The 23,818-nt window shown below is 70.1% G+C and carries 19 protein-coding genes; 7 read left to right on the top strand and 12 right to left on the bottom strand.

Going from position 1 to position 23,818, the window contains the following annotated elements:
* Window positions 1-12: 12 nt before the first annotated feature.
* Both OG588_RS44435 and OG588_RS44430 read right to left on the bottom strand, forming a co-directional pair.
* Window positions 13-1,563 (bottom strand): alpha-L-fucosidase, encoded by a 1,551-nt coding sequence (locus OG588_RS44435; protein WP_405952221.1) that lies wholly within the window; start codon window positions 1,561-1,563, stop codon window positions 13-15.
* Window positions 1,564-1,585: 22 nt separating this feature from the next.
* Window positions 1,586-3,469 (bottom strand): family 20 glycosylhydrolase, encoded by a 1,884-nt coding sequence (locus tag OG588_RS44430; RefSeq protein ID WP_405952220.1) that lies wholly within the window; start codon window positions 3,467-3,469, stop codon window positions 1,586-1,588.
* Between the two features lie 282 nt (window positions 3,470-3,751).
* Between OG588_RS44430 and OG588_RS44425 the strand changes: the two genes are divergently transcribed.
* Window positions 3,752-5,095: an amidase gene (locus tag OG588_RS44425; RefSeq protein WP_405952219.1), complete on the top strand. Its 1,344-nt coding sequence runs from the start codon at window positions 3,752-3,754 to the stop codon at window positions 5,093-5,095.
* On the opposite strand, the gene OG588_RS44420 is transcribed toward OG588_RS44425, so the two are convergent.
* Both OG588_RS44420 and OG588_RS44415 read right to left on the bottom strand, forming a co-directional pair.
* On the bottom strand, window positions 5,092-5,574 hold the full coding sequence (locus OG588_RS44420) for an N-acetyltransferase (RefSeq protein WP_360072857.1): 483 nt from the start codon (window positions 5,572-5,574) through the stop codon (window positions 5,092-5,094). The two genes, OG588_RS44425 and OG588_RS44420, sit on opposite strands and share 4 nt — an antisense overlap.
* A gap of 55 nt (window positions 5,575-5,629) precedes the next feature.
* Window positions 5,630-5,803 (bottom strand): hypothetical protein, encoded by a 174-nt coding sequence (locus OG588_RS44415; RefSeq protein ID WP_405952218.1) that lies wholly within the window; start codon window positions 5,801-5,803, stop codon window positions 5,630-5,632.
* Window positions 5,804-6,779: 976 nt separating this feature from the next.
* Between OG588_RS44415 and OG588_RS44410 the strand changes: the two genes are divergently transcribed.
* Window positions 6,780-8,096, top strand: coding sequence for a glycoside hydrolase family 16 protein (locus OG588_RS44410; protein ID WP_405952217.1), 1,317 nt, complete (start codon window positions 6,780-6,782; stop codon window positions 8,094-8,096).
* A 54-nt stretch (window positions 8,097-8,150) separates the two neighbouring features.
* Here the strand turns inward: OG588_RS44410 and OG588_RS44405 are convergent, their stop codons facing one another.
* From OG588_RS44405 to OG588_RS44385, 5 genes are all read right to left on the bottom strand, one after another.
* Window positions 8,151-9,614, bottom strand: a complete 1,464-nt coding sequence (locus tag OG588_RS44405) for an alpha/beta hydrolase family protein (RefSeq protein WP_405952216.1) — start codon at window positions 9,612-9,614, stop codon at window positions 8,151-8,153.
* A 95-nt stretch (window positions 9,615-9,709) separates the two neighbouring features.
* Entirely contained in the window at window positions 9,710-12,070 is a 2,361-nt protein-coding gene (locus OG588_RS44400; protein ID WP_405953370.1) for an FdhF/YdeP family oxidoreductase, read from the bottom strand.
* Window positions 12,071-12,260: 190 nt separating this feature from the next.
* Entirely contained in the window at window positions 12,261-12,404 is a 144-nt protein-coding gene (locus OG588_RS44395; RefSeq protein ID WP_405952215.1) for a hypothetical protein, read from the bottom strand.
* A gap of 349 nt (window positions 12,405-12,753) precedes the next feature.
* A complete protein-coding gene (locus tag OG588_RS44390) occupies window positions 12,754-13,137 on the bottom strand; it encodes a hypothetical protein (protein ID WP_405952214.1) in 384 nt (127 codons plus the stop codon).
* A gap of 67 nt (window positions 13,138-13,204) precedes the next feature.
* Window positions 13,205-13,783 (bottom strand): zinc-binding dehydrogenase, encoded by a 579-nt coding sequence (locus OG588_RS44385; RefSeq protein WP_405953369.1) that lies wholly within the window; start codon window positions 13,781-13,783, stop codon window positions 13,205-13,207.
* A gap of 189 nt (window positions 13,784-13,972) precedes the next feature.
* Between OG588_RS44385 and OG588_RS44380 the strand changes: the two genes are divergently transcribed.
* The 5 genes from OG588_RS44380 (at window position 13,973) to OG588_RS44360 (ending at window position 18,391) form a co-directional block, all read left to right on the top strand.
* Complete coding sequence (locus tag OG588_RS44380; protein WP_405952213.1) at window positions 13,973-14,878, top strand: M28 family peptidase; 906 nt, start codon at window positions 13,973-13,975, stop codon at window positions 14,876-14,878.
* Between the two features lie 146 nt (window positions 14,879-15,024).
* Complete coding sequence (locus OG588_RS44375) at window positions 15,025-15,483, top strand: hypothetical protein (protein WP_405952212.1); 459 nt, start codon at window positions 15,025-15,027, stop codon at window positions 15,481-15,483.
* Between the two features lie 107 nt (window positions 15,484-15,590).
* Window positions 15,591-16,166, top strand: a complete 576-nt coding sequence (locus OG588_RS44370; RefSeq protein WP_405952211.1) for an HD domain-containing protein — start codon at window positions 15,591-15,593, stop codon at window positions 16,164-16,166.
* A 25-nt stretch (window positions 16,167-16,191) separates the two neighbouring features.
* Window positions 16,192-17,013, top strand: coding sequence for an SDR family oxidoreductase (locus OG588_RS44365; RefSeq protein ID WP_405952210.1), 822 nt, complete (start codon window positions 16,192-16,194; stop codon window positions 17,011-17,013).
* Between the two features lie 244 nt (window positions 17,014-17,257).
* Window positions 17,258-18,391, top strand: a complete 1,134-nt coding sequence (locus OG588_RS44360) for a methyltransferase (protein WP_405952209.1) — start codon at window positions 17,258-17,260, stop codon at window positions 18,389-18,391.
* A gap of 27 nt (window positions 18,392-18,418) precedes the next feature.
* Here the strand turns inward: OG588_RS44360 and OG588_RS44355 are convergent, their stop codons facing one another.
* From OG588_RS44355 to OG588_RS44345, 3 genes are all read right to left on the bottom strand, one after another.
* Window positions 18,419-19,912: an SDR family NAD(P)-dependent oxidoreductase gene (locus OG588_RS44355; protein WP_405866085.1), complete on the bottom strand. Its 1,494-nt coding sequence runs from the start codon at window positions 19,910-19,912 to the stop codon at window positions 18,419-18,421.
* Window positions 19,913-20,017: 105 nt separating this feature from the next.
* On the bottom strand, window positions 20,018-21,343 hold the full coding sequence (locus tag OG588_RS44350) for a wax ester/triacylglycerol synthase family O-acyltransferase (RefSeq protein WP_405952208.1): 1,326 nt from the start codon (window positions 21,341-21,343) through the stop codon (window positions 20,018-20,020).
* Between the two features lie 155 nt (window positions 21,344-21,498).
* Window positions 21,499-23,814, bottom strand: coding sequence for a GH92 family glycosyl hydrolase (locus OG588_RS44345; RefSeq protein WP_405952207.1), 2,316 nt, complete (start codon window positions 23,812-23,814; stop codon window positions 21,499-21,501).
* Between the last annotated feature and the right edge of the window lie 4 nt (window positions 23,815-23,818).

The following is a 23,818-nucleotide window of genomic DNA, read 5'->3' as shown; positions in this document are numbered from 1 at the left end:
GGCCCCGGCCGCTCAGACCCGCGACCGGTACAGCCCGAACTCCGCGATCTTTACGGCGTCGCGGGCTGCCGTCACGCGAACTCGCCACCGCCGGGCGCGTACAGGCGTGGCCAGCAGCAGGATGCGGCTCGCGCCGATCGTTCCGGCGCGGGTGACCTCCGTCCAGGCCCTGTCGACGTACGCCTCGACCACAAAAGCCTCGACCTGCTGGCCGTAGCGCCCTATGTCCTCCGCCAACCGGACGCGGTCCACGGCCTGTTCGGTGCCGAGGTCGACGGTGACCCCGCCCGGCGATACGGCGGTCCGGACCCCGCGTGCCAGGTCCTCGGGCAGCTCCCGGTCCACACGCTCGCGGAACTCCCGCAGGCGTGCCACGTCCGGGGCTGCCAGCAGGCCGTCCGTGTCCGGCGGCACGTTGAGCAGCAGGACCGCGTTGCGGCCGACCGAGCCGAAGTAGATGTCGATCAACTCCTCGACGCTCTTGGGCGCTTGGTCCGGATGGTAGAACCAGCCGTCGTGGATCGACACATCGCACTCGGCGGGCCACCACTGGAGGTAGTCGGTGCCGGGCTGCGCCGAGACGAGCGCGCTGCGGCTGCCCTGGTCGGGGGTGTCGTACGACAACGCCCAGTCCGTACGCCCGTATTGCTCCTCCTTGACCGGGAGGACGCTCCATTCGTCCTCCCGTGCGGTGCCGCCCTCGTTGCCGACCCACCGCACGTCCGGTCCGGTCACGGCGATCGCCGCGTCCGGGGCCAGCGACCTCACCAGCGTGTACCAGCTGTCCCAGTCGTAGTCCTCGACGTGGCCCGGCGGGATACGGCCCTGGGCTCCGTCGAACCAGACCTCGTCGATCGGGCCGTACTCGGTCAGCACTTCGTAGAGGGTGTTGAGCATGTGGGCGCCGTAGTCGGTGGCATCCAGCGTGTAGAGGGCGTCCGGGGTGCGGTCGTCGCCGTCGACGAGTGTCGGGATGGTCCGCGTGGTGCGGGCGCTGCCGTTGGCGTAGACGCCGTGGAGGTACTGGTTCTCGTCGGCGGGCGAGAGGTAGACGCCGACCTTGAGGCCGTACCGCCGCATGGAGTCGGCGAAGGAGCGCAGGACGTCGCCCTCCCCCGCACGCCAACTGCTGTACGCCACCGTGTGGTTGGTGTAGCGGGAGGGGTAGAGGACGAAGCCGTCGTGGTGCTTGACGGTGAGGATGGCGAGCTTGAAGCCGCCGTCGCGCAGGGCGCGGGCCCACTGGTCGGTGTCGAGACCGGTCGGCTGGAAGACGTTCGGGTCCTCGTCACCGGTCCCCCACTCCAGGCCGGTGAAGGTGTTCACGCCGAAGTGCAGGAAAGCCGTCCGCTCCAGCTTCTGCCAGGCCACCTGCCGTGCGGTGGGCCGGACTTGGGAGGCCTTGCGGACCAGCTCGGCCTCGGTGTCGTCGGGGCTGACGGGGATACGGGAGCGGGAGTCGGACGGGGGTGGAGGCGCTGCGAGGGCGGATGCCGTGGCGGTGGTGCCGCTCACGGCGAGTGCGGTGGCCGAGAGGACGAAGAGACGTCTGGAGAGGGCCATGGGGTGGGACTCCTCTGGTTGCTCAGTGGGCGGTCAAATGCCAGGTGGCGGGCTGGTGTTGGTCCGGCGGGTACTGCACGAGCCGGCCGTCGTCCGCGACGCTCAGCGCCATCTGCGTGATCGCGTTCACGAGCCGGTAGCCGCCCGCCACGGGCGCCAACTCCCAGCGCTGCATGGTGTTCGCGGCATCGCAGGGCTCCGGGGTCGCCGAAACCCCGGGCTGGAGCGGCACGTTGAGGGTGAGCCTGCCGCCCTGGATCTCCAGGCAGCCGTCGGCGGTCCGTACCGTCGCATAGCCGTCCGGTGTGCGCTGGACCGTGGCGTCGAAGGAGACGGGAGTGGCCGTGGAAGCGGTGGTCGCGCCCGCCGTCCGGAAGGTGTAGGTCCCGTCGGCCACCGGCACCCGTGTCAGGTCCCGCCACCCGGGTGCATGCCCAATTGCCGTGCCCCGGGCGGTGAATTGGGCGTATGTGGCGTCGGGATGCGGGTCGCCCCAGGTCGCCTGGGCGAGGTGTCGTAGCGCGGGCTCGGTGTCGGCGGTGACCTCGTTCTCGGTCTCGCCGCGGCCGTTGTCGGGCCAGAGGCTGATCTTCGCGCCGGTGATGCCGTCACTGGAGGTCAGCTTCTCGCCCTCGAAGCTGCGCGGGTCCCAACTCTGGTCGTACAGCGCCTCGGTGTCGCTATGGAAGCCGCCCCGGACGAGATAGAGGGAGTAGGCCGCGTTCATCAACGGGTAGCCCTGGGCGATGAGTTGACTCGGTTTCTCGGTGACGTTCAGCCAGTGCTCGACCGTCGTGCCCGCCGCGACCGGCACGGTGTTGGCGCCGGTGAGTCCGTCGTTCCAGATGCGCAGCTTCTTGCCCTTGCTCGCGGCGTAGGCCTGGACGCGGTTGATGAAGTCGATGTAGGCGTCCTGCGGGGTGGCGTTCGCGCCGTACTTCTCCTGGGCGTAGCGCAGCATCTGCGGGTACTTGGAGTAGTCGGAGCCGAGCATGTACTCGTCGGCGCCCATGTGCCAGGACGTCGCGGTGAAGACCTGCGCGTACTCGTCCATGAGGCTGGTGTAGTAGTCGAACGCGGCCTGCTGGGTGACGTCGAGGCGGGCGGGTTGCTTGTTGCCGTCGCTGTCGGTGAGCTGGAGGTCGGGGCGGTTCTCTATCCACGGGTCCATGTGGCCCGGGGAGTTGATCTCGGGGATGATCTCGACGTGGTACTTGTCGCCGAGGGCGACGAGACGCCGCATCTCGTCCTGGGTGTAGTACCCCCAGGTGTTCGCCTCGGGGTGCGCGGCGCTCTTCACCTTGAGTTCGAGGAGCAGTTGGTTGAGCTTGTGGTACGCCATCTCGCGCACCAGGTTCTCCAGCCAGGGCAGGGAGATATGGACGTAGCAGGCGCAGACGCCGACCCCGCGTTCCTTGTAGCGCGGTACGTCGACCGTGCGTCCGGCGGGGATGTGGTCGCCCTGGGCGAGGAGTTGGAGGAGGGTCCGGGTGCCGTAGAAGGCGCCGGTCTCGGTCGCGCCGGTCACCGACAGCCGTTTGCCCACCTGGAGTTCGTAGCCTTCCGCACCCAACGAGCCCTTGCCCGGCCGGACTTCGATCACGATGTCGCCGGACCGGGCGGCGCCGCCCCGTACGACAGGCACTGTTCCGTGACCGGCCGCCTTGAGGTCGTCGGCAAGGGTCTCGGCGACCTCGCGTTCGCTCCTGCTGTCGGCCACGAGTCGGGTCCCGGCCTCGAAGTCGTAACTCCCGCGTTCGGGCGTCCAGTTGGAGAGCGCGGGCACGGTCACCGGCACCGCCCGCTCCTGCTGGACCGCGACCGCCGGCACTGCGGGGACCACGAGCAGCGCGAACACCGCCGCGAAGCCGATGAACCGGAACCGTCTCTTCCTGCGCTCAGCCATGCCACTCCACCGGTCGCGATTGATCGGACGACTGATGATTGGACTGCACCCAGGGGCTGTCAATGGGCCCCGGGAGCGGTCAAGTTGGGCCATTGATCGGATGACCAGCAGGTCAGGCGACCCCGGCCCGGTACCGCCCCGCGAAAAAGTCCAAGAAGACGGGCCCGAATGTCCAAGACCGGCCGCGCGTGACTGTCCAGGACTCGCCGCCCCTCGACGCGCCGCCCCGGCCGAGGCACAGTTCTCCCTACATACTCGCGAGTAGTGAGAAGGAGCGCGCCCGTGACCAGCTGGATCGGCCGTACCGCCGCCGAGATCGCCGCCGCCGTACGCGAGAAGCGGGTCACGCCCCGCGAGGTGGTGGCCGAGCATCTCGCCCGGATCGAGCGGCTCGACGGGCGGATCGGGGCGTTCCGGGTGGTACGGGCGGAGGCCGCCCTCGCGGAGGCCGACGAGGTGGCCGCGCGGGCCGATCTGGCCGAACTCCCCCTGGCGGGCGTGCCGGTGGCCGTGAAGGACAACCTCCCGGTGACCGGCGAGTCCAACCGGGTCGGCTCCGCCGCGACCCCGGACACGCCCGCCGACCACGACCATGTCACCGTGGCCCGGTTGCGGGCGGCGGGCGCGGTGGTCGTCGGGCTGACGAACGTGCCCGAGTTGTGCATCTTCGGTACGACCGAGGGCGTCCACGGCACCTCCCGCAACCCCTGGGACACCACCCGCACGGCGGGCGGTTCATCGGGCGGGAGTGCGGCTGCCGTAGCCGCCGGCATGGTCCCGATCGCCCTCGGCAACGACGGCATGGGCTCGCTGCGCATCCCGGCGGCCAACTGCGGTCTGGTCACCATCAAGCCGGGGTTCGGGGTGGTCCCGGCCGGCATCGGCGACGGCGACTGGTTCGGAATGTCCGAGAACGGCCCCCTCGCGACGACCGTCGAGGACGCCCGGCTGCTGTTTTCGGTCATCGCGGACATCGAGGTCGTACGCCCCGACGGACCCACCACCCGGAAGATCGCCGCCTCCGTGCGCAGCCCGCTCGCCGGAGTGGCCATCAGCAAGCCGTATACGACCGCCGTCCGGGAGGCGGCCGGATTGCTGAACAGTGCGGGGCACACCGTGCAGCGCGCCGATCCGCCGTATCCGCTGTCCCTGAGCAACACCTCACTGGCCCACTGGACGGCGGGCACATCGGTGGACGCGGCGGGGCTCGACCCGCGGAAGCTGACGCGGCGGACCCGGGTGCACGCGGCGATCGGGCGCCGGTTCGTGAAGAGCGTCCGCACCGGAAAGGGCCGGGAGCGGCTGCGGGAGCGGCTCACGCCGTTCTTCGCCGAGTACGACATCCTGCTGACGGCGGCGCTGGCCCGCCGCTCCCCCAAGGCCGGGCCGTGGCACGAGCGGGGCTGGCTGCGGAATGTGCTGGCGAACACCAACTACTCGCCGATGACGCCCCCTTGGAACCTCACCGGCTGGCCCGCCATGTCGGTCCCGTTCGGCACCCTGCCCTCGGGCGCGCCCTGCGCCGTACAGCTGGTGGGGCGGCCGGGTTCGGAGGCGGCGCTGCTGGAGCTCGCCGAGGAGCTGGAGACGCTGCGCCCGTGGGTGCGGACGGCACCGCTCGACTAAAGAGCGCGGTGCATGACGTGCAGGCCCACGCGTCCGTCCCGGGGATGGTCGAAGGCGTCCGGCACCGTGCCCAGGATGGTGAACCCGAGGGAGAGCCAGAGCTTGACGGCGGGGTTGGTCTCGACGACGGCGTTGAAGACCATGCCCCGGAAGCCCTGTTCGCGGGCGGCGGTGAGGATGTGCTCGGCGAGGGCACGGCCGATGCCGCGGCCGCCGTGGTCGGGGTCGACCATGAAGCCGGCGTTGGCGATGCGGTCGGCGGGGCCGCCGTAGTTCGGGGTGACGAAGGCCGAGCCGACGACGGTCCCGGTCTCGTCCTCGGCGACGTACACGCGCTTCGGCGGGTTCGTCCACAAGGCCCGGGCCGCCTCTTCGGAGGTGTCCCGGGCCCAGGTGTAGGTGTCGCCCGCGGCGACGATCCGGTGCCAGAAAGGCCAGATCCGCGGCCAGTCGTCGGCCGCGGCTTCTCTGATCAGCATGGGCGTGATTTTCGCACGCCCATGCTGTCGGCGATCGCGATGGGTCCCGTGGGGGTCAGTCCACGCTGGGCAGGATGTGGGGCTCGGCGAGGTCGTCCTCGTAGCCCGCGAGACGGATGGGGGCGGACCGTGCCCACACGGCCAGGCTGCCGAGCTCGTCGGACCTGCGGCCCGCACGCTCCGTGTGATCCTTGGGGCGTTGCTCGCGATTCGTCTTCTCCGGTGTCACCGCGCACTCCTTATGTGTCGGGTCACCCTCGGGGCACACCGGCCGTCTCCGGTCCGGTACCTGAGCCCCCTCGGGCGTGGGTTATAGGCAGTTCGGACGCGGTGGCGCCAGTTACTCGTGTGAGAGCAGGCCGTTGTGACCGGCTTGTCCCGGGACGGACCATGGGTGTGGGTGGGACCCCTTGTCGCTGTCCGTCTGCCTCAGGTTAACCAAATGAGCGGCCCGCCGCTCGATGGGGCTGAAAACATGGGGTAAAGAATAGGGACATGCGGCCAGCAGGTGTGGCCTGCCCCGGCCCGGTGGGTTAACGGCCACCGTGGTCGCCCCCGTCCACCACCCGGCCAACGCACGCGAGCGACCGGCAGCGAACATGCCGAGATCGAGCACCTCGAACTCACCGACCGTGCCGGAGCACTTGCCTTCGACTCCTGAAGCCGCCGTGCGAGGTCTGAGAGCGACATCAAGGGCCGTCGACTCGACGACAGAACCTCCCTTCCGGCGCCGTCATCACAGAACCGCAGCTCAACGGGACAAAGCCGTGCTCGACCCAGCACCGAAGAACGCTCTGCAGCTCGGCAGAACTTGGTTCGGACCTTCACCAGGGCTCCATAGGGCGTCGCCAGCAGACCTGCTCCTCAACCGATCACGTTGAAGCCATTGACGCATGGAGAGCCGCGCCGGACACTCCTGCATTGAAACGGCGATTCCGCCCGGTGAGCAGCCAACTCAGGCCCGTCCCACAGGACATGGCGGATCGTCCGTGTTCAGCCGCGCGCACCAGGCTCCACAGTGCGGCGGCGCCGACGCAGAGGAGGACAACGGGAAAACGCGGACCCATGATCACTCTGAGAGCGCTCTCAAAAACGTCAGCAGACCATGTCGCCAGACGACGGAGACGACCTGCTCCCCAGCCCCGCCAGGAGGCAGGCCCCTGCAGCACTCCCAACCCGCACGCCTGACAGGGAGAACCACCACGATGACAACCTCCCCACCGCCCGCCGGTGCGCCGGCCGGCCGACAGAGAACCGTCCCCCTCGTCCTGGGCAGCGCTCTGGTGCTGCTCATCGGCGCGCTCGCAGGCCTGATCGGTAGCGGCGGCAGCGCCTCGGCGGCCGTACCGGGCGCTCCGACCGGCTGGACCACCCTCTTCTCGGACGACTTCAACGGCGCCTCCGGCAGCGCGCTGAACCGGACCGACTGGCTGTACGACCTGGGCACCAGCTACGCCGGGGGTGCCGCCAACTGGGGAACGGGCGAGATCGAATCGGCCACCGACTCCACCAACAACGTCTACCAGGACGGCCAGGGACACCTGGTCATCAAGGCTCTCCGCGACGGGTCCGGCCACTGGACCTCGGGACGCATCGAGACCCAGCGCACCGACTTCGCCGCCCCGGCCGGCGGACAGCTCCAGATGAGCGCGTCCATCCTCCAGCCCAACCCGGCCAGTGGACTGGGCTATTGGCCCGCGTTCTGGGCGATGGGCGGCGCGGCCCGCCCGGTCGGCGCGACGAACTGGCCGAGCATCGGCGAGTTCGACATCATGGAGGACGTCAACGCGCTGAGCCAGCACTCCACCACCTTCCACTGCGGCGTGTGGGCGGGCGAATGCCACGACCCCGACGGCATCACCAGCAACCTTCAGCCGTGCGCGGGCTGCCAGACCGGGTACCACACGTACTCCGCGATCATCGACCGCACGAACACCGCCGCGGAGCAGCTCCGCTTCTACCTCGACGGCAATCTGACCTTCACCGTCAATGAGAACCAGGTGTCGGTCGCGACGTGGCAGGCGGCCGTCGACCACGGATTCATGGCCATCTTCGACCTGGCGATCGCCGGTTCCTACCCCGACAAGGTCTGCGGTTGCAGTTCGGCCGCACAGGCGGGCAGCATCACATCGGGTGCCGCCATGAGCGTCGACTGGTTCGCGGTCTACCAGCAGAGCCCGAGCGGGAGCACCACCGGCGGCACGACGACCGGTGGAACCACAGGCAGTACGACGGGCGGAACCACCGGCGGGAGCACGACGACGCCGGACTACACCGCCGGGGTGACCCACGTGAGCGCCAGTCAGGCGCAGATCACGTTCGTTCCGACCACACCCGCGGCGTACGTCGATGTGCACTACCTGATCAACGGCGCCGGCCAGCAGAACTTCCGGATGACCAACAGCGGCGGCACCTGGACACAGAACGTCACGCTCGCCACCGGTTCCACCCTGACCTACTGGTTCACCTACGAGAAGAACGGGCCTCAGTACGACAGCCCGCACTACACCTACGTCCAGTGAGCCCTCCCGGGCCGGGCCGACAGGACCGGCCCGGGGACAGGCCAGCGAAATCCGCTACGGAGCGATGCCCACGCCGTCGATGCGGCTCCATGCCCGTTCCTGCGCGGCGGTCATGGCCGGCCAGGCGAGCCCGCCCGGTCGGGGCCGGATCCGTGAGGCGTACGGCGCGGGGTGGAACGCCGGGTCGTAGAAGCACCCGCTGCCGTACTTCCGGTCGAAGGCCGCGCACGACGCCGCAATCGAGCGCGCGGTCGGCTTGTGTCCATGACGGACCCAAGTGTCCAGCGCCGCAATGGAGTTGGCGTACTCGGAGTCGCTCAGTGCGCTGTGCTCGGTCTCCTTCGTGAAGGTCTGGACGAGGTTGCCGCCCCTGCCCGCACCCTGGAGAGTGGCGCGGTAGGCCGCCTCGTGCACGACGAAGGCCGTCGGGTCGTCGATCGCGTGCATCGTGAGGACCGGGATGGAGACCTTGCCGGTCAGGTCGCTGTCGTAGGAGAGGTCACGGCGTGCGCCGGGGTCGGCCGAGAAGCGTTCGACGCCCGCGTTGAGCGCCTTGTCGTCGTGTGAGCCCGAGTACCGGACACCCCTGTTGCTGAAGGGATTGCGGCCGCCGAGGCGGGTCGACACGATGTCCCGGAACGTGAAGGTCGCGAACCGCAGGTGTGATTCGAGCGAGCGCTCCGGGATGCGGGTGACCGCGAGGATGTCGTCGAGGTTGCGCTGCTGGAGCGCGGTCCGGTCCGCGGGGGCGGAGGCGAGTCCGGTGCACTCCTGCAGACGGGCTCGGAGCCCGGCGCTCGTCATGGTGGAGTCCGTGCGCAGGCCCTGCCACAGCGGGTACTGCGGCTCGGTCGGGCGGGGGTGGTTGTGGCAGTAGTACTGGTAGACCACGCGCAGGTCGACCCGGTAGTCGTAGCCACGCGAACCGCCGCCGAGGACGCCGCTCGTGAGCAGTGCGCCGTCGTAGGTGCCGGGGTGTCTGCCGTAGGTCTCCGCGACCTTGGCGGCCACGTCGCCGCCCCAGGACTGGCCGTGCACATAGGTCCGCTTCGGCTTGCCGAACTCCGAGACGAACAGCTTGCGTACGTTCTCGGTGTCGGCGGCGGCCATCCGGGTGCCGTAGCCACCGCGTCGGTAGGACGAGCCGGCCCAGGCGTAGCCCTCGTCGACCATCACCGCCCACCGGTTCAGGTCGTCGGTGCTGCGTGCCGGGTCCGAGGAGTCGCCGAGGTCGGGTCCGCCGTGTGCGTGCACGACGAGGGATCCGTTCCAGCGGGTCGGCACAGCCATCGCGTAGTACGCCCCGTTGGCGTCCTGACCGGTGTAACACGTCGCCTTACCAAGCAAGTCGGGCGGGCAGGCGGAAACCGCGGGCCGCTCGGCCTGTGCCCGGGGCGCGGGGGCGTTGCCGAGCGTGCCGAGGAGTGCGGCGGCCACGCCGGCGGCCAGTACGGCCCGTCGGTAGCGAGGGGCCGGGAGTCTCCGGCGTACCGGTTCGGGCGCGTCAAGTGTCGTCACGGGAGCGGCTCCTATGAATTCGCTGTGCAAAGTTGCCCTGCGAACCGTGATGTTAGGAACCGCCGCTGGTGGGGACTACCCGTCGACCATTGCGTTCATAGTGTTCGCCCGTCCTGTGACGGGGTGACGGTGACGAGTTGGTGTTTCATCAGGGGCTGGTCGCTCTGCCTGCTGTAGTCGTCGAGCCCGCAGAGGATGTTGAGTTCGGGCATGTAGCCCGCGACGCTGCTGGGCGGAATGTCGTAGGCGATGACGCGGTAGCCGTAGACCGACCGGGTGCTGCCGTCGCGTGCGTGGCTCGTGATGTCGATCAGGTCGAACTCGGCCAGGCCCCGGTCGGCCATGTCCTTGGGGTTCATGAAGAGCAGGGTGCGCAGGTTCTTGACCCCGCGGTAGCGGTCGTCGTCGGAGTACACGGTGGTGTTCCACTGGTCGTGCGAGCGCACCGTGGAGAGGACGAGCATGCCCTGGGGCGGGGTCACGTCGGGGAGTTCGCCCGGGTGGAACTCGGCGCGGCCGGACGCGGTGTGGAACACGCGCTCGCGGGCGGGCTGGGTGATGCGGAAGCCGAGCGGTTCACGCACCCGACGGTTGAAGTCCTCGAAGCCCGGGAGGACTTGGGCCATGGTGTCGCGGATCCGGTCGTAGTCCTCGACGTACCACTCCCACGGTGTTGTCGAGTCGGGCAGTGTCGCCCGTGCCATCCCGGCCACGATCGCGCACTCGGACCTGAGGGTCTCGGCGGGCGGCTTGCGCATGCCGAAGGAGAGGTGCACCTCGCTCATCGCGTCCTCGACGCTCACGCCCTGCTCCCCCGTCGCCCGGGTGTCCTTCTCGGTGCGGCCGAGGCACGGGAGGATGAGCGCCTGGCGGCCGTGGACGAGATGGCTGCGGTTGAGTTTGGTGCTCACCTGCACGGTCAGTTCGGTGGTGCGCAGCGCGGCCGTGGTCGCGTCGGTGTCGGGGGCGGCGAGGACGAAGTTGCCGCCCATCGCGACGAACACCTTCACCCGGCCGTCGCGCATCGCCTTGATGGTGCCGACGGTGTCCAGACCGTGCTCGCGGGGCGCGGAGATGCCGCAGACCTCGTCGAGCGCGTCGAGGAACTCGGGCGCGGGGCGGTGGTCGATGCCGCAGGTGCGGTTGCCCTGGACGTTGCTGTGGCCGCGCACCGGCGAGGGTCCGGCTCCCTCGCGGCCGAGGTTGCCCCGCAGCATCAGCAGGTTCACGATCTCGCGGACGGTGTCCACCCCGTGGTCCTGCTGGGTGACGCCGAGGCACCAGGAGATTACGGTGCGGTCGGCGGCCATGTAGCGGTCGGCGACCTCGCGGATCTGCCTCTCGCTCACCCCGGACTGCCGCACCAGCTCGGCCCAGTCCGTGGCGCGCACCAGGTCGCGGTACGACGCGAAGCCCGAGGTGTGCCGTTCGACGAAGGCGACGTCGAGCACCGCCGGGTTCTCCTCGGCCCGCTCGAACACCGCCTTGGCGACCCCGCGCAGCAGGGCGAGGTCGCCGCCGATGCGGACCTGTACGTTCTGGTCGCCGGTCGCGGTGGAGTGGAAGGCGGCCATCGCGGCGAACTCGTGCGGCACGATGGTCCGTCGGGCGCCCGCCTCGACGAGCGGGTTGACGTGGACGATCTGAGCGCCGCGCCGGTGTGCCTTGGCGAGCGTGGTGAGCATGCGCGGGGCGTTGGACGCCGCGTTCACGCCCATGACGAACAGCAGGTCGGCCGCGTCCCAGTCGGCGATGTCGCACGTGCCCTTGCCGGTGCCCAGCGCGGCCTGGAGGGCACGGCCGGAGGCCTCGTGGCACATGTTGGAGCAGTCCGGCAGGTTGTTGGTGCCGAACTCGCGCACCCACAGCTGGTAGAGGAAGGTCGCCTCGTTGTTGAGCCGGCCGGAGGTGTAGAAGGCGGCCTGGTCGGGGTGGTCCAGGCCGCACAGTGTCCGCCCGACCAGCGCGAACGCGTCCGGCCAGGAGATCGGGACGTACTTGTCGGTGGCCTCGTCGTACGCCATCGGCTCGGTCAGCCGGCCCTGGTCCTCCAGCGCGTAGTCCGGCCAGTCGGCCAGCTCGGTGACCGTGTGCGCGGCGAAGAACTCCCGGCCGGCCTTCTTGCGGGTCATCTCCCAGGTGACGTGCTTGATCCCGTTCTCGCAGATGTCCAGGTGCAGGCCCTTGCGGTCGTCCGGCCACGCGCATCCCGGGCAGTCGAATCCGCCGTTCTCGTGGTTCATTCTCACGATCGCCAGCGGCCCGCTGACCGGCTCACGAGTTCTGGCGAGGACCCGTGTCACACTGCGCGCCGCGCCCCACCCCGCCGAGGGTGCCGTGTCGTCCTCCTGGGAGATGTCACCGGGGCGATTGGGTCCACGGCCCCGCGCCGCGACCCCCGGCGCTCCACGCCCCAAGTCGTCGCCGGGACGGCCTTCGGAATCCGAGCGGTCCATGGTGGTGTCCTTCGCTGTCGCGACGTCGGTCATCGAATAACGCGCGCTGACGTTGCCCACACCTGTCCGATATGACCGGATTTTACAGCCCGGTGCGATCGACGCACACGGCGAAGCCCGGGGAACCGGCGCCGGGCGGACGACGAGACCCGACCCGCAGCAACACGGGCCGGGATCGACGGGCGGCAGGTCAGTCGATGGCCTTGGTGGCCTTGGCGGCCCTGGTATCCCCGGTATCCCTGGTATTCCTGGTATTCCTGGTATCCCTGGTATCCCTGGTATCCCTGGTGGCCGTCGCGATGAGGCGGGCGGTGACGCCGGGGTAGCTGGTCATGGCGGCACCTAGCTGATCTCGACCACCTCGGGAGCCCCTGGCAGGACCACGCTCAGGTCAGCCGGCGGTTGGCGCGGGTCAGCAGGAACCGGAGTTCTTCCGTGTCCTGGCCGAGGAGAGTGAAGAGCCCGGACTCCTCCTGCTCCATCGCCGCTTTCAGGGTCCCGACCCGTCTCCTCCCTGACGATTTGCCGCAGGGTTGGCCACCCCGCTCGCGGCCCACGCGGTGCGCCAGGTTAAGCGGCCGGGACGGTGAGCAGCAGTTGGATCCCGACCGGGGCGTCGAGCGGAAGGCCGGGTACGCCGACCGCCGTGCGGGGGATTGCTTCGTCGGGTCCGAACGCGGCCGTCAAGGCGTCGCTGGCCCCGTTGGCGACGACGTGCAGCTCAGCGAAGGACGGGCGCATGCGACGAAGACGTTGGTGCTCGCGACAGATACGCCTTCGAGCGTTCCCCGTATCCGGCGGGCGGCGCCGAGGGCGTTGAGCGCGGCGAGAGCGGCGAGAGCGGCCAGTTTCTGGCGCTCCGCCGCCGTCACGTCCTCACCGAGCTTGCCGGTCACCGTCAGAACCTCGTCGACGAAGGGGATCTGACCGGAGAGATACAGCTTGTCGCCGATCACTTTGCCGGGCGTGCAGTTGGCACGCGGCGTCGGTGGGACCGGGAGGGTGTACCCCAGCGCGTGGAGTCGCGAGTCGACGGTGGCCGCGTTGCGGGTGTCTTCCACGGACACGCAACGCGCCTTTCGGCAGAAGAGATGATCCGACCTGGGCGAGTCGGTGGGACGTGCGGCGCGGGCGTCATTCGGGGATCAGTACGAGCTTCCCTCGGGTCCCCTGCGCCAGGACGCGGCGGTGGACCGCGGCGGCCTCGCGCAGCGGCAGCGTGTCGCCGACGATCGGTGCCAGGGCACCGTCACGCAGATGTGCCACCACCCCGGCGAGGGCGTCGGCCTTTCCGGCCGGAGTGGCGTCCCACAGTGCGAGGCCGAGGACCGTGGCTTCCTTCACCATGGCGAGTCGTGGGGTGAAGGCCAGACTGCCGCGGCTGCCGACGATCACCACGCGGCCCGCGGTGGCCAGGACGGTCAGATCCTTCTCCAGGTTCAGGTGCGCTGCCATTTCAATGATCACCGAGGGGCCCCGGCCGTCCGTGATCCGGGTCAGTTCGCCCAGGTGTCCGGCCGATCCGTGGCCGAGGACGTGTGCGGCTCCGGCCGCGCGAACCAGGTCGGCGCCTGCCGGGGTGCTCACGCTGCCGATGACGACGGCTCCGGCGGCATGGGGGCCGCCGGCAACAAGTACAACTACACCTTCGACTAGTAAGGTCCGGGACTGGCGCGGTGGCTTCCGCTCCGTTTCCCGTCCCCGCTGCTTCAGGTGAAGCGGGCAGGCGAGGGTCGGAAGAGTCCTGGGACGTCACACGCGAGGAGAACGATGGTGGATTCCGGTGCGGGCGTTGCCACGCTGATACAGCGACTGGCAGCGGACCTGGATGCCGAACGTCTGCAACGGGACGTTGAGACTCTAGCCTCGACGCCGCGCAGCAGTCTGCATGCGCCGAAGGCCATGCGGCGAGCCCAGGAGTACGTGGTGGGCGAGTTGCGGCGCGCCGGATGGGAGGCCGACAGCTCGCCCTTCGACGTACGGTGGCAGGTCGGCTCCACCGACCGGCACGGCAGCCGGGCGCTACCGCTGAAGCTGCGGCTGCACAGGCGGTTGCGGGGGACCAACATCGTCGCCGATCTTCCCGGTGCCGGGGCGTCCGACCGCCCGACCGTGGTGATCGGTGCCCATCTCGACACCGTCGACGGCAGTCCGGGCGCCGACGACAACGCGTCCGGGGTCGCCGTGGTGCTGGAGACGGCACGGTTGTTGGGGCGGCTGCCCGACCCGCCGGCGGTCACCTTGGCGTTGTTCGACATGGAAGAACTGGGCCTGATCGGCTCCAGAGTCGCGGCTCGGGAACTGAGCCGCACCCGTCGGGTCGCGGGCATGATCTGCCTGGAGTCGGTGGGCGTCTTCTCCGACCAGCCCGGCAGCCAGCACCTCCCGCCCGGCTTCGCCACCGTCTTTCGCGACGCGACCGACACCGTCCGCAGGGCGGAACACCGGGGCGACTTCACTCTCGTGGTGCACCGCCGTTCCTCGGCCACGGCGGCCGAGTTGTGGCAGCGCGCCGCCACGCAGGCATCACCCGCTCTCGCCAGTATCACGCTGCGCGATCCACGCCCGGACGGACCACTGGGCATGCTCATCGGCGTGGCGGTACCTCCGGCCAACCACTTGGGGCGCAGCGACCACGCCTCCTTCTGGAACCAGCGGATCCCCGCGCTGATGCTCACGAGTACCGCGAACTTCCGCAACCCCCACTATCACCGGTCCACCGACACCCCCGAAACGCTGGACTACCAACGGCTGGCCGCGGTCACTCTGGCGACGGCGGCCACCGCGGTGCAGTGGCCCACCAGGTAAGCGCGGATCCGCCCGCAGACCGGCGAGTTCAGCAGAGGTGACTGTTTTGGCCAGCCTACGAAAGTCGGCGAAGGCTCAGGACTACGAGCGCATGACGGAAATGGTCACGGGTTTCCGGGTCACCCACCGGCGCGTCCCTGGGCCTGATGACCTCCGAGGACGGGCGTCACTTCACCGGCACATCCCTGCTGAGCACACTGCGACAGGACGACCCCCACTCGCTGCGGCACTTCGCCATCTCCCAGTCCGCACCGGGCCATTGGCTGCCGTGGGGCAGGTTTCCCGAGGCCGTCCGGACGGGCCTGCACCAGGACACGACGGCACACGGCCAGGCGAACATCTTCGACTACTTCGGCGAGCACCCGGACGAAGCGTCCTCCTTCACCGAGTCGATGAGCAACGTGTCGCAGGCCGCCGCCCGCGACATCGCCCCCGCCGCCACCGAGGCCGAGGGGCTCGACCATAGTTTCACCGCCATTGGCGGAGACTTCTTCGACCTCACGTGCCGCGACGCCCTGCATGACTCGAACCGGTCTGGTTCATCATGCGTGGTCTGCCGACCCCCCACACGCCCTAGAAATACGCACGCACGATCAAGAACATGACCCACGTCGCTCAAGGCGTCACGCAGTTCAGGTCCCGTTGGCCGATCCGCAAGCTCGCCATGATCTCCTGGCGTTCCGCACGGGCTGTCTCGCGGGAGGACTGACGCATGGAGTTGCGCAGCGTCGAGGAGCTGATGGATCTGCTGTACGCGTGTCGGGGCGCCTGGGACACCCCGGACAGGAGCGGTGATCCGGTCGATCTGCACGACCACGCGCTACAGACGGCCGCGCTGCTGCGCCGAAGTCGCCCCGCCGACAAGGAACTTCAGGTCGCCGGCCTGGTCCACGACCTGGGCCATCTCCTTCAGCCGGGCGACGACGCCGGGCACGCCGACCACGCGGCGGACGCCGTCCGCGCCCTGCTCGGCGAGCGGGTCGCCCACCTCGTCCGCCTGCACGTACCCGCGAAGCGCTATCTGGCGACCTCCTCCCCCGGCCGCGACCTGTCCGCACAGAGCGCGCTGACCCTCCGCACACAAGGCGGCCCCATGTCCCCCGCCGAGGCCGCCGCCTTCGAGCGCGACCCCCTCGCCGACGACGCGATCACCCTGCGCCAGGCCGACGACGCGGCCAAGGTCGTCGGCCTCGACGCCGGTGTCCTGGAGGACTGGCGCACGGTCCTGGGCATCGTGGCCGCCCGGAACTCCCGACTTCCCAACTCCCCTCTGGGGGCTGTCGACTGACGGTCCGTCATGAGACGGTACGGCGATGACGTCGTCGTACAACCTGCGAGGCCGGGCCGCTCTGATCACCGGCGGCACGCGCGGGATCGGGCGCGCGGTCGCCGAGGCGTTTACCGGGGCCGGGGCGCTGGTGTGCGTGAGCGCGCGGAACGTTGACGAAGTGGCGCGCACGGCCGAGGAGTTGGGCGGTGTCGGCCTCGCCGGGAATGTCGCCGACCCTGAACACCTGCGCGAGCTGACCGAGTTGGCGCTGCGCACCTTCGGCCGGATCGACGTGGTCGTCAACAACGCGGCGACGAACCAGCCGTACGGCCCGCTCATGGAAGCCGATCCGGACGCCTGGCGGACGGCGTTCACCGTGAACGTCGAGGCGCCACTGCGGCTGGTGCGGTGCGCCTGGCGGGCGTGGATGCGGGAGCACGGCGGTGCGGTGGTCAACGTGTGCACCGAGGGCGCCGGGCATGTCGGGCCGAACGTGGGGGCGTACGGCACCAGCAAGGCGGCGCTGCTGCATCTGACCGCACAGCTCGCGGGCGAACTCGCGCCGAAGGTGCGGGTCAACTCCGTCTCCCCCGGGCTCATCCGCACCGAGATGGCGCGGTTCGTGTGGGAGCCCGGCGAGGCGGAGGTAGCCGCCGGACTGCCGCTCGGCCGCATCGGGGAACCGGCCGACATCGCCCGGGCCGTCCTGTGGCTGGCCTCCGACCAGGCCGAGTGGATCACCGGGGCGGATCTGCTGGTGGACGGCGGGACCCGGGTGCGGGCGGCGTACGGGTCGGGCGGGTACGCCGTCCACGACCGGCTGAGGTCTGCCGCGCCGCGCCGCCCAGGAACCGCGACCGGCTGAGCGGATGTCCTGGTGGGTTTGGTGGCCGGGCCGTACCTGTGCGAGCCTGCGGGCACTCCTCCGAAAAGGCTGGCCCTGATGCTCGGCATGGTTGTCTGGGACGTCCGCACTCGCGCTTCGACGCGAGGGCGGTAACGGCCGACTCCCCCACCCCACACGTCTGTCCGATGGACGGGCGTGGGTCCAGCCTGCTCCCCGTCGAAGTGCTCTTCGTGACCCCTGCACGTTCGACCACGAGGAGTACATGGTGTCCACCATCCACTGGACCACCGGCGACACTCACCGGTCCGCCCGCTGGCATTCCGAGAACGCCACCCCCCTTCCGCGACGGACCGCCGTCGCCGACGACCGGACGAAGGCCGCCGACGCCTACCGTCAGGCCTGCGAGGGAACGGCCCTGCTCTGGCAGGGCGACTTCCACAACGCCGGCCAACTGCTGCACGCGATGGGCCGCCGCATCGACCGCAAGACGCCCGGCTCCGGCACTTCCCCGAGCGAGTCCTTCCGCCTGCACCGGCGCGGCAGCGCGCACCGCGCCCGGGTGCTCGGAAAGCTCCTGGTCCTCCTGGACGACGACTACACCCTGGCGTTGCGCCGCGCTCCCGAGGTCCACCAGGCGTGCCTGGACGCCTACGGCCCGCCGAAGGGACCCACGGCGGTCTCGCTCAGGGAACTGCTGGGCGTGATCGGCGCCCACCAGTGGCGCTCGAAAGGCGTCGACGTACCGGCGCTCGGCACCCGCGTCCACCCCCACTACGGCGTGTTCGCGCCGGTCAGGGGCGAGTACGTCGACCTGGTCGCCCAGGCCCCGCTGCCACCGGCGGTCCTGCGCGCACCCGCCACCAGTACGGCGTTCGATCTCGGCACCGGAACCGGTGTCCTCGCCGCGGTCCTGACCCGCCGCGGTGTCGACCGGGTCGTGGCCACCGACATCAGCCCACGTGCCTTGGTCTGTGCCCGGGAGAACGTCCAACGGCTCGGGCTGACCGACCGTATCGAGGTGTCGGGCCCCGGCCTGTTCCCGGAGGGCCGGGCCGATCTCGTCGTGTGCAACCCGCCCTGGCTCCCCGCCCGTCCGACCAGCCCCATCGAGCAGGGCGTCTACGACCCGGACAGCGCCATGCTCAACGGTTTCCTCACCGGGCTGTCCGCCCATCTCCGGCCGGGCGGCGAGGGCTGGCTCGTCCTGTCCGACCTGGCGGAGCACCTCGGACTCCGGACCCGTCGGCAGCTCCTCGACGCCATCGAGGCAGCGCACCTCCGCGTGGTGGACAGGATCGACACCAGGCCACGGCACCCGCGCTCCGAGGACGCCGGCGACCCGCTGCACGCGGCACGGAGCGCCGAGGTCACGTCCCTCTGGCGCCTGACGCCATGACCGACGCCGCGTGAGGACAGCGCCCGGTCACCACTTGCCGGGCGCGTAGTCCTTCAGGAAGACGCCGTACAGGTCCTCGCCCTGTTCGCCCAGGACGATCGGGTCGTAGACGCGGGCGGCTCCGTCGACCAGGTCGAGGGGGGCGTGGAAGCCCTCCTCGGCGAGGCGGAGCTTGTCGTAGTGGGGGCGTTCGTCGGTGATCCAGCCGGTGTCGACCGAGGTCATGAGGATGCCGTCGGTCTGGAACATCTCCTGGCCGCTGGTGCGGGTCACCATGTTCATCGCGGCCTTGGCGGCGTTGGTGTTGGGGTGCCCGGCGCCCTTGTAGCCGCGGCCGAAGACACCTTCCATCGCCGAGACGTTGACGATGTACGCACGTCCGCTCCTCGCGGCCTTGGCGGCGGCGGCCATGGCCGGGCGGAGCTTGCTGATCAGGATGAACGGGGCTGTGTAGTTGCAGAGTTGGGTTTCGAGGAGCTCCACCGGGGAGATCTGCTCGATGGTCTGCACCCACGTGTTGGTGTCGACCACATCGGGCACCAGACCACCGGCGTCGATGGCCGTGCCGTCGAGGTGGCGGGCGACGCTGGCGTTGCCCGCCACCAGGGCGAGGTCGGCGACCTGCTGGGCGTCGAGGCCGCTGATGCCGACGGGCAGCGCGGCGAGGCCGTCGACCGCGCCGGAGCCGAAGGCGCCGATGACGTGGTGGGCGGGGAGTTCACCGGCGGGCAGCGGGGCGCTCTCGCCGTCGACGAGGGCGGCGTAGGCGGAGGGCAGGCGGCGTACGGTCTGGGTCGCGTTGTTGATGAGGATGTCGAGGGGGCCCGCCTCGGCGAGCTGGTCGGCGAGGGCGACGACCTGGGCCGGGTCGCGCAGGTCGGTGCCGACGACCTCCAGGCGGTGCAGCCAGTCCGCCGAGTCGTCCATGGCCTTGAAGCGGCGGATCGCGTCCTTCGGGAAGCGCGTGGTGATCGTCGTGTGGGCGCCGTCACGCAGCAGCCGCAGCGCGATGTACATGCCGATCTTGGCGCGGCCGCCGGTGAGCAGGGCGCGCTTGCCGGTGAGGTCGGCGTGGTCGTCGCGCTTCTCGCGGTTCAGGCGGGCGCAGTCGGGACAGAGCTGGTGGTAGAAGTAGTCGACTTCCACGTACCGGGTCTTGCAGGTGTAGCAGGAGCGGGGGCGCTGCAGTATCCCGGCGATCCGGCCCTCCTCCGTCACCGACGACGGGAGCAGACCCTCGGTCTCGTCGTCGATGCGCTGGGCGGAGCCGGTCGCGGTGGACTCGGTGACGGCCTTGTCGTGCGCGGTCTTCGCGGCCCGGCGCTCCTGGCGGCGGCGCTGCTTGACGCTGCGGTAGATGCCCGCGGTGGCGCGACGGACGGTGATCGCGTCGGGGTGGTCGACGTCGATCTTCTCCAGTTCGTCGAGCACGCTGAGGCAGACGGCCAGCCGCTCGGGGTCGATGCCGGGCCCGTACACGACCTCGTCCGGGGTCGTGGAGCCGTTCTCTGTCACCGTCATCGCGCTGCCGTTTCCTTGGGTCATCCGCGGCGGCGCTCGATCGCGCACACCGTCGAACCCGGAATTTTACGGAGCGCCGGGCCGCAGCACCAAACCCGCGCCAGGTCACGACCCGCAGGCGGTGATGAGTGTCTCCACCTCCTCGGTCAGCGCGCGGGCGAACACGTCGAGATCCGGTACGGCCTCGGCGTCCGCGACGAGCCCGTAGTGGACATGTCCGCGGAACGTGGAGACGGCGACCGCGAGGGACTGGCCGCCCGCCAGCGGGGCGAACGGGAAGACCGCGGTGACCGGGTTGCCGCCGAGCTTCAGGCCGACGCCGGGGAGCGGGACGCTGGTGACGAGGATGTCGAACCAGAGCCGGGCGGCCTGGGCTGCGAGTGGTCCGCCGAGGCGGTGGCCGAGCGCGGGGACGTGGTCGGCGAGCAGGGCGACCGCGCCGGCGCCCCGGTTGGGTCCGGCGTCCTTGTTGCGGTCCATGGCGGCACGCACCGATTCGAGCCGGGCGAGGGGGTCCGGGTCGTCGACGGGCAGCCGTATCAGGTACCCGGAGAGCCGGTTGCCCTGTGGCTGGGCGCTGCGCGGGCGGCGTTTGGAGACGGGGATCAGGGCGCGGGGCGCGACGCCCTCGCTGCCGTCGCCGCGTTCGTCGAGCCAGCTGCGCAGGGCGCCCGCGACGACCGCGATGAGCACGTCGTTGACGGTGCCGCCGACGGTCTTGCGGATGCGGTGCACGTCGTCGAGGTCGACGACGACTCCGGCGGTACGACGGGTGCCCGAGGGTTCGGAGGTCAGCGCCGACGACGAGCGCACGTCCAGGGTCGAGCGGGCGACGGACGCCCCGATGTCGAGGGCCCGGCCCACGTCGGACAGGGCTCCGCGGACCAGTCCGGGCAGCTTGCGCACGTCAGGGATGAGACCGCGCGCGGGTTCGGCGGGGCGCGGGCGGCGCTCGGGCATGTCCATCGGGTCGAGGATGGCGGCGGCGAGGGTCAGCGCCCGCAGTCCGTCGGCGAGAGCGTGGTGGAACTTGAACAGCACCGCGAACGAGACACCGTCCTCGCCGGGCAGCACATGCGCTTCCCACGGGGGTCGGCCGCGCTCCAGCGGGCGTTCCATGAGCCGGCCGGCGTCCGCCTGGAAGTCGGCGGTCGGGGCGTGCAGCCGCACGTGGTGGAGCGGGTCGAAGTCGGGATCGGCCTCGCGGGTGGCGCTTCCGAAGGACAGGGACAGCGGCTGCCACACGTCCCGGATGCGCATCCGCAGCCCGGGGACGGCGGCCGCACGGGCGGCGAGGAGGTCGGCGGCGTGGGCTCCCGCGGTCGGCGAGTGAGCCGAGAAGACGCCGAGTGCGCCCAGGTGCATCGGGTTCCGGTCGGACTCGATGTTCCAGAACGCAAGGTCGAGAGGAGCGAGCAGGTCAGAAGTCAATTGCTTGCCTCGCGTCGACTAGGGGTGAGCCAGCAGTCAAGCGGTGACAAGCGATTACGGTCAAGCACGATCAAGCTACGCACAGTTAACAGCAGATTACATCCGACCCCGATCCCGCCCCTCTGGGAGGGGCGGGACTCAAGAGGCGCCTGAGATCACTTCAGCGCAGGTGGCGCCGCCTGGGGTGATGTACCCCACTCCGACGGGTGCGGGCCGACCGTGAAGTCGAGCGACCGTACGGAGCGGAGATCGCCGGTCGTCAGGTACGTCCGGTCGTACGACGTCCCGTCCGTCCGGGCCCCCTGGATGTAGCGGTCGGTCGCCGAGGTGCCGGGCGCCTTGATGGTCAGGGCGCCGTGCGGGTAGTAGCGGCGGTCCAGGGTCAGGTCGACCCGGTCGAAGACGGGCGTGGACAGGCCCCAGGTGTCGTAGCCGGGCTGGACCGGGAAGATCCCGATCGACGACAGCACGTTCCAGGCGGACATCGTGCCGAGGTCGTCGTTGCCGGTCATGCCGGTCGGCCCGTCCGTGAACAGGGTCAGCGCGGCATGGACGACGTCGGTCGTCTTCCACGGCTGGCCGGTGGACAGGTAGGTGTACGGGGCGATCAGGTCGGGCTCGTTCTGCGGGTTGTACTTGTCCGCGTTGTAGTAGTCGTACGGCCCGTTGACCCACACCTCGCGCGCGGTCTTCGCCGGGTCGGCCAGCAGCTGGTCGTAGGCGAAGAAGGAGTCGAGCCGGTCGTTGGCCGACTGCCGGCCGCCGATGAGGTCGACCATGCCGGGCAGGTCCTGCGGCACCAGCCACTGGTACTGCCACGACGTGCCCTCGTGGAAGCCCTCGCTCTGTGCCGGATCGGCCGGTCCGACGAAGGCGCCGGAGGCGTCACGGGCGCGGAAGAAGCCGGTCGAGGGGTCGAAGATGTTCCGGTAGTTCTGGGCGCGGGCGGCATAGCGCGCGGCGTCGGCACCATGGCCCAGGTCGCGGGCCATCTGCGCGAGCATCGCGTCCGAGAGGGCGTACTCCAGGGTGGCCGAGGCCCCGTGGTCGTAGTCGGAGTCACCGGGCTTCGCGTGCGGGCGGTCCTTGATGTACGGCGCGAACCCGTTCGCGAGGTACTCCGCGTTGGCCTCCCGGCCCACCGCCGCCGAGTCTGCGGGCGGCACCCCGTCGGCGTTCTGCTTCAACGCCCGGTAGGCACGCTCCTCGTAGCCCTTGAGCAAGCCCTGCTGATAGGCGTTGGTGAGGAACGGTGTGACCGGGTCGCCGGTCATGATGTTCGTCTCGACCGTGCCGTAGCCCCACTTGGGCAGCCAGCCGCTCTCCTCGTCGATCTTGATCACCGAGATCGCCATGTCGCGGGCCTCGCGGGGTGCGAGCAGGGCGAGGAGTTGGGACTGGGTGCGGTAGGTGTCCCACAGGGACCAGTTCTGGTAGTACGTGAAGTCCCTGGCGCGGTGGACCTGTTGGTCCCAGCCGGTGTAGCGGCCGTCGGCGTCGCTGCCGATGTTGGGCGCGAGGAAGGACCGGTACAGGGACGAGTAGAAGGTCCGGCGCAGACTGTCGGAACCGCCCTGTGCGCGGACGTCGTCGAGCCGGTCCTCCCAGGCCCGTTGGGCCCGGTGGCGCACGGTGTCGAAGGAACGGCCGCCCTCCGCACGGAGGTTGACGGCCGCGCCGTGTGCGTCGACGTACGACAGGGCCGTGGTCGCCTCGACCGTGTGGTCCCTGCTCGTGTCGAAGCGGACGTACGCACCGCCGCTACCGGTCCTCGAACCGGCGGTCACCGTTGGACCGTTCCACGTGCCGTAGGTGATGAAGGGCCGGTCGAAGTGCGTGACCGTGTAGACGGTGTACGGCTTGGTGTCCTGGCAGAAGCCACGGCCGGTGATGGAGGTGCGCACGGTCCGGTTGTCGAGGACCTCGACCTTCGAGGTGACCCCGGAGTGGAGCGACTGGGCCGCGTTCAGCAGGACGTTGGCCTTGTCGGTGGCCGGGAAGGTGTAGCGCTGGACGCCGGTGCGCGCGGTCGCCGTCAGTTCGGCCTCGATGCCGGATTTCAGGCCGACTTGGTAGTAGCCGGGGCTCGCGTGCTCGTCGTCGTGGCTGAACTCGGCCGCGTACTGGGCATAGTCCGTCTGCGTCACGTCCCCGGTCGTGGGCAGTACGGGCAGATCGCCGCCCAGCCCGCAGCCGACGCCGGAGAGGTGCACGAGGGAGAAGCCGCGGATGTGGTTCTGGGAGTAGTCGTACCCGGTGTTGTGGCCGGTGTCCGGCGAGAACTGCACCATGCCGAAGGGCACGGCGGCGCCGGGATAGGTGTTGCCGTCGTTCTCGGTACCGATGAACGGGTTGACCAGGTCGGTGAGTTGACCATGGGCAGATGCTTCGGCTGCGGCGGGGACGGCGAACAGCGCGGACGCTGCCACCGCCCCCGCCATGCCCAGGCGCAGGCGCCGGGTCCATCTCATGCGG

The organism is Streptomyces prunicolor (genome assembly GCF_045162825.1).
GTDB classification, from domain to species: Bacteria; Actinomycetota; Actinomycetes; order Streptomycetales; family Streptomycetaceae; genus Streptomyces; species Streptomyces prunicolor.
Note: the sequence above shows the minus strand (reverse complement) of the source record. Positions and strands in the feature narration are given on the sequence as shown.

Coding starts and splice junctions, on each gene's coding strand:
- OG588_RS44375 (WP_405952212.1), top strand. CDS start 15,025: ATGACCTCCGAGGACGGGCGTCACTTCACCGGCACATCCCTGCTGAGC.
- OG588_RS44395 (WP_405952215.1), bottom strand. CDS start 12,404: ATGACCAGCTACCCCGGCGTCACCGCCCGCCTCATCGCGACGGCCACC.
- OG588_RS44410 (WP_405952217.1), top strand. CDS start 6,780: ATGACAACCTCCCCACCGCCCGCCGGTGCGCCGGCCGGCCGACAGAGA.
- OG588_RS44345 (WP_405952207.1), bottom strand. CDS start 23,814: ATGAGATGGACCCGGCGCCTGCGCCTGGGCATGGCGGGGGCGGTGGCA.
- OG588_RS44380 (WP_405952213.1), top strand. CDS start 13,973: ATGCGGCGAGCCCAGGAGTACGTGGTGGGCGAGTTGCGGCGCGCCGGA.
- OG588_RS44355 (WP_405866085.1), bottom strand. CDS start 19,912: ATGACGGTGACAGAGAACGGCTCCACGACCCCGGACGAGGTCGTGTAC.
- OG588_RS44400 (WP_405953370.1), bottom strand. CDS start 12,070: ATGGACCGCTCGGATTCCGAAGGCCGTCCCGGCGACGACTTGGGGCGT.
- OG588_RS44360 (WP_405952209.1), top strand. CDS start 17,258: ATGGTGTCCACCATCCACTGGACCACCGGCGACACTCACCGGTCCGCC.
- OG588_RS44420 (WP_360072857.1), bottom strand. CDS start 5,574: ATGCTGATCAGAGAAGCCGCGGCCGACGACTGGCCGCGGATCTGGCCT.
- OG588_RS44370 (WP_405952211.1), top strand. CDS start 15,591: ATGGAGTTGCGCAGCGTCGAGGAGCTGATGGATCTGCTGTACGCGTGT.
- OG588_RS44435 (WP_405952221.1), bottom strand. CDS start 1,563: ATGGCCCTCTCCAGACGTCTCTTCGTCCTCTCGGCCACCGCACTCGCC.
- OG588_RS44365 (WP_405952210.1), top strand. CDS start 16,192: ATGACGTCGTCGTACAACCTGCGAGGCCGGGCCGCTCTGATCACCGGC.
- OG588_RS44430 (WP_405952220.1), bottom strand. CDS start 3,469: ATGGCTGAGCGCAGGAAGAGACGGTTCCGGTTCATCGGCTTCGCGGCG.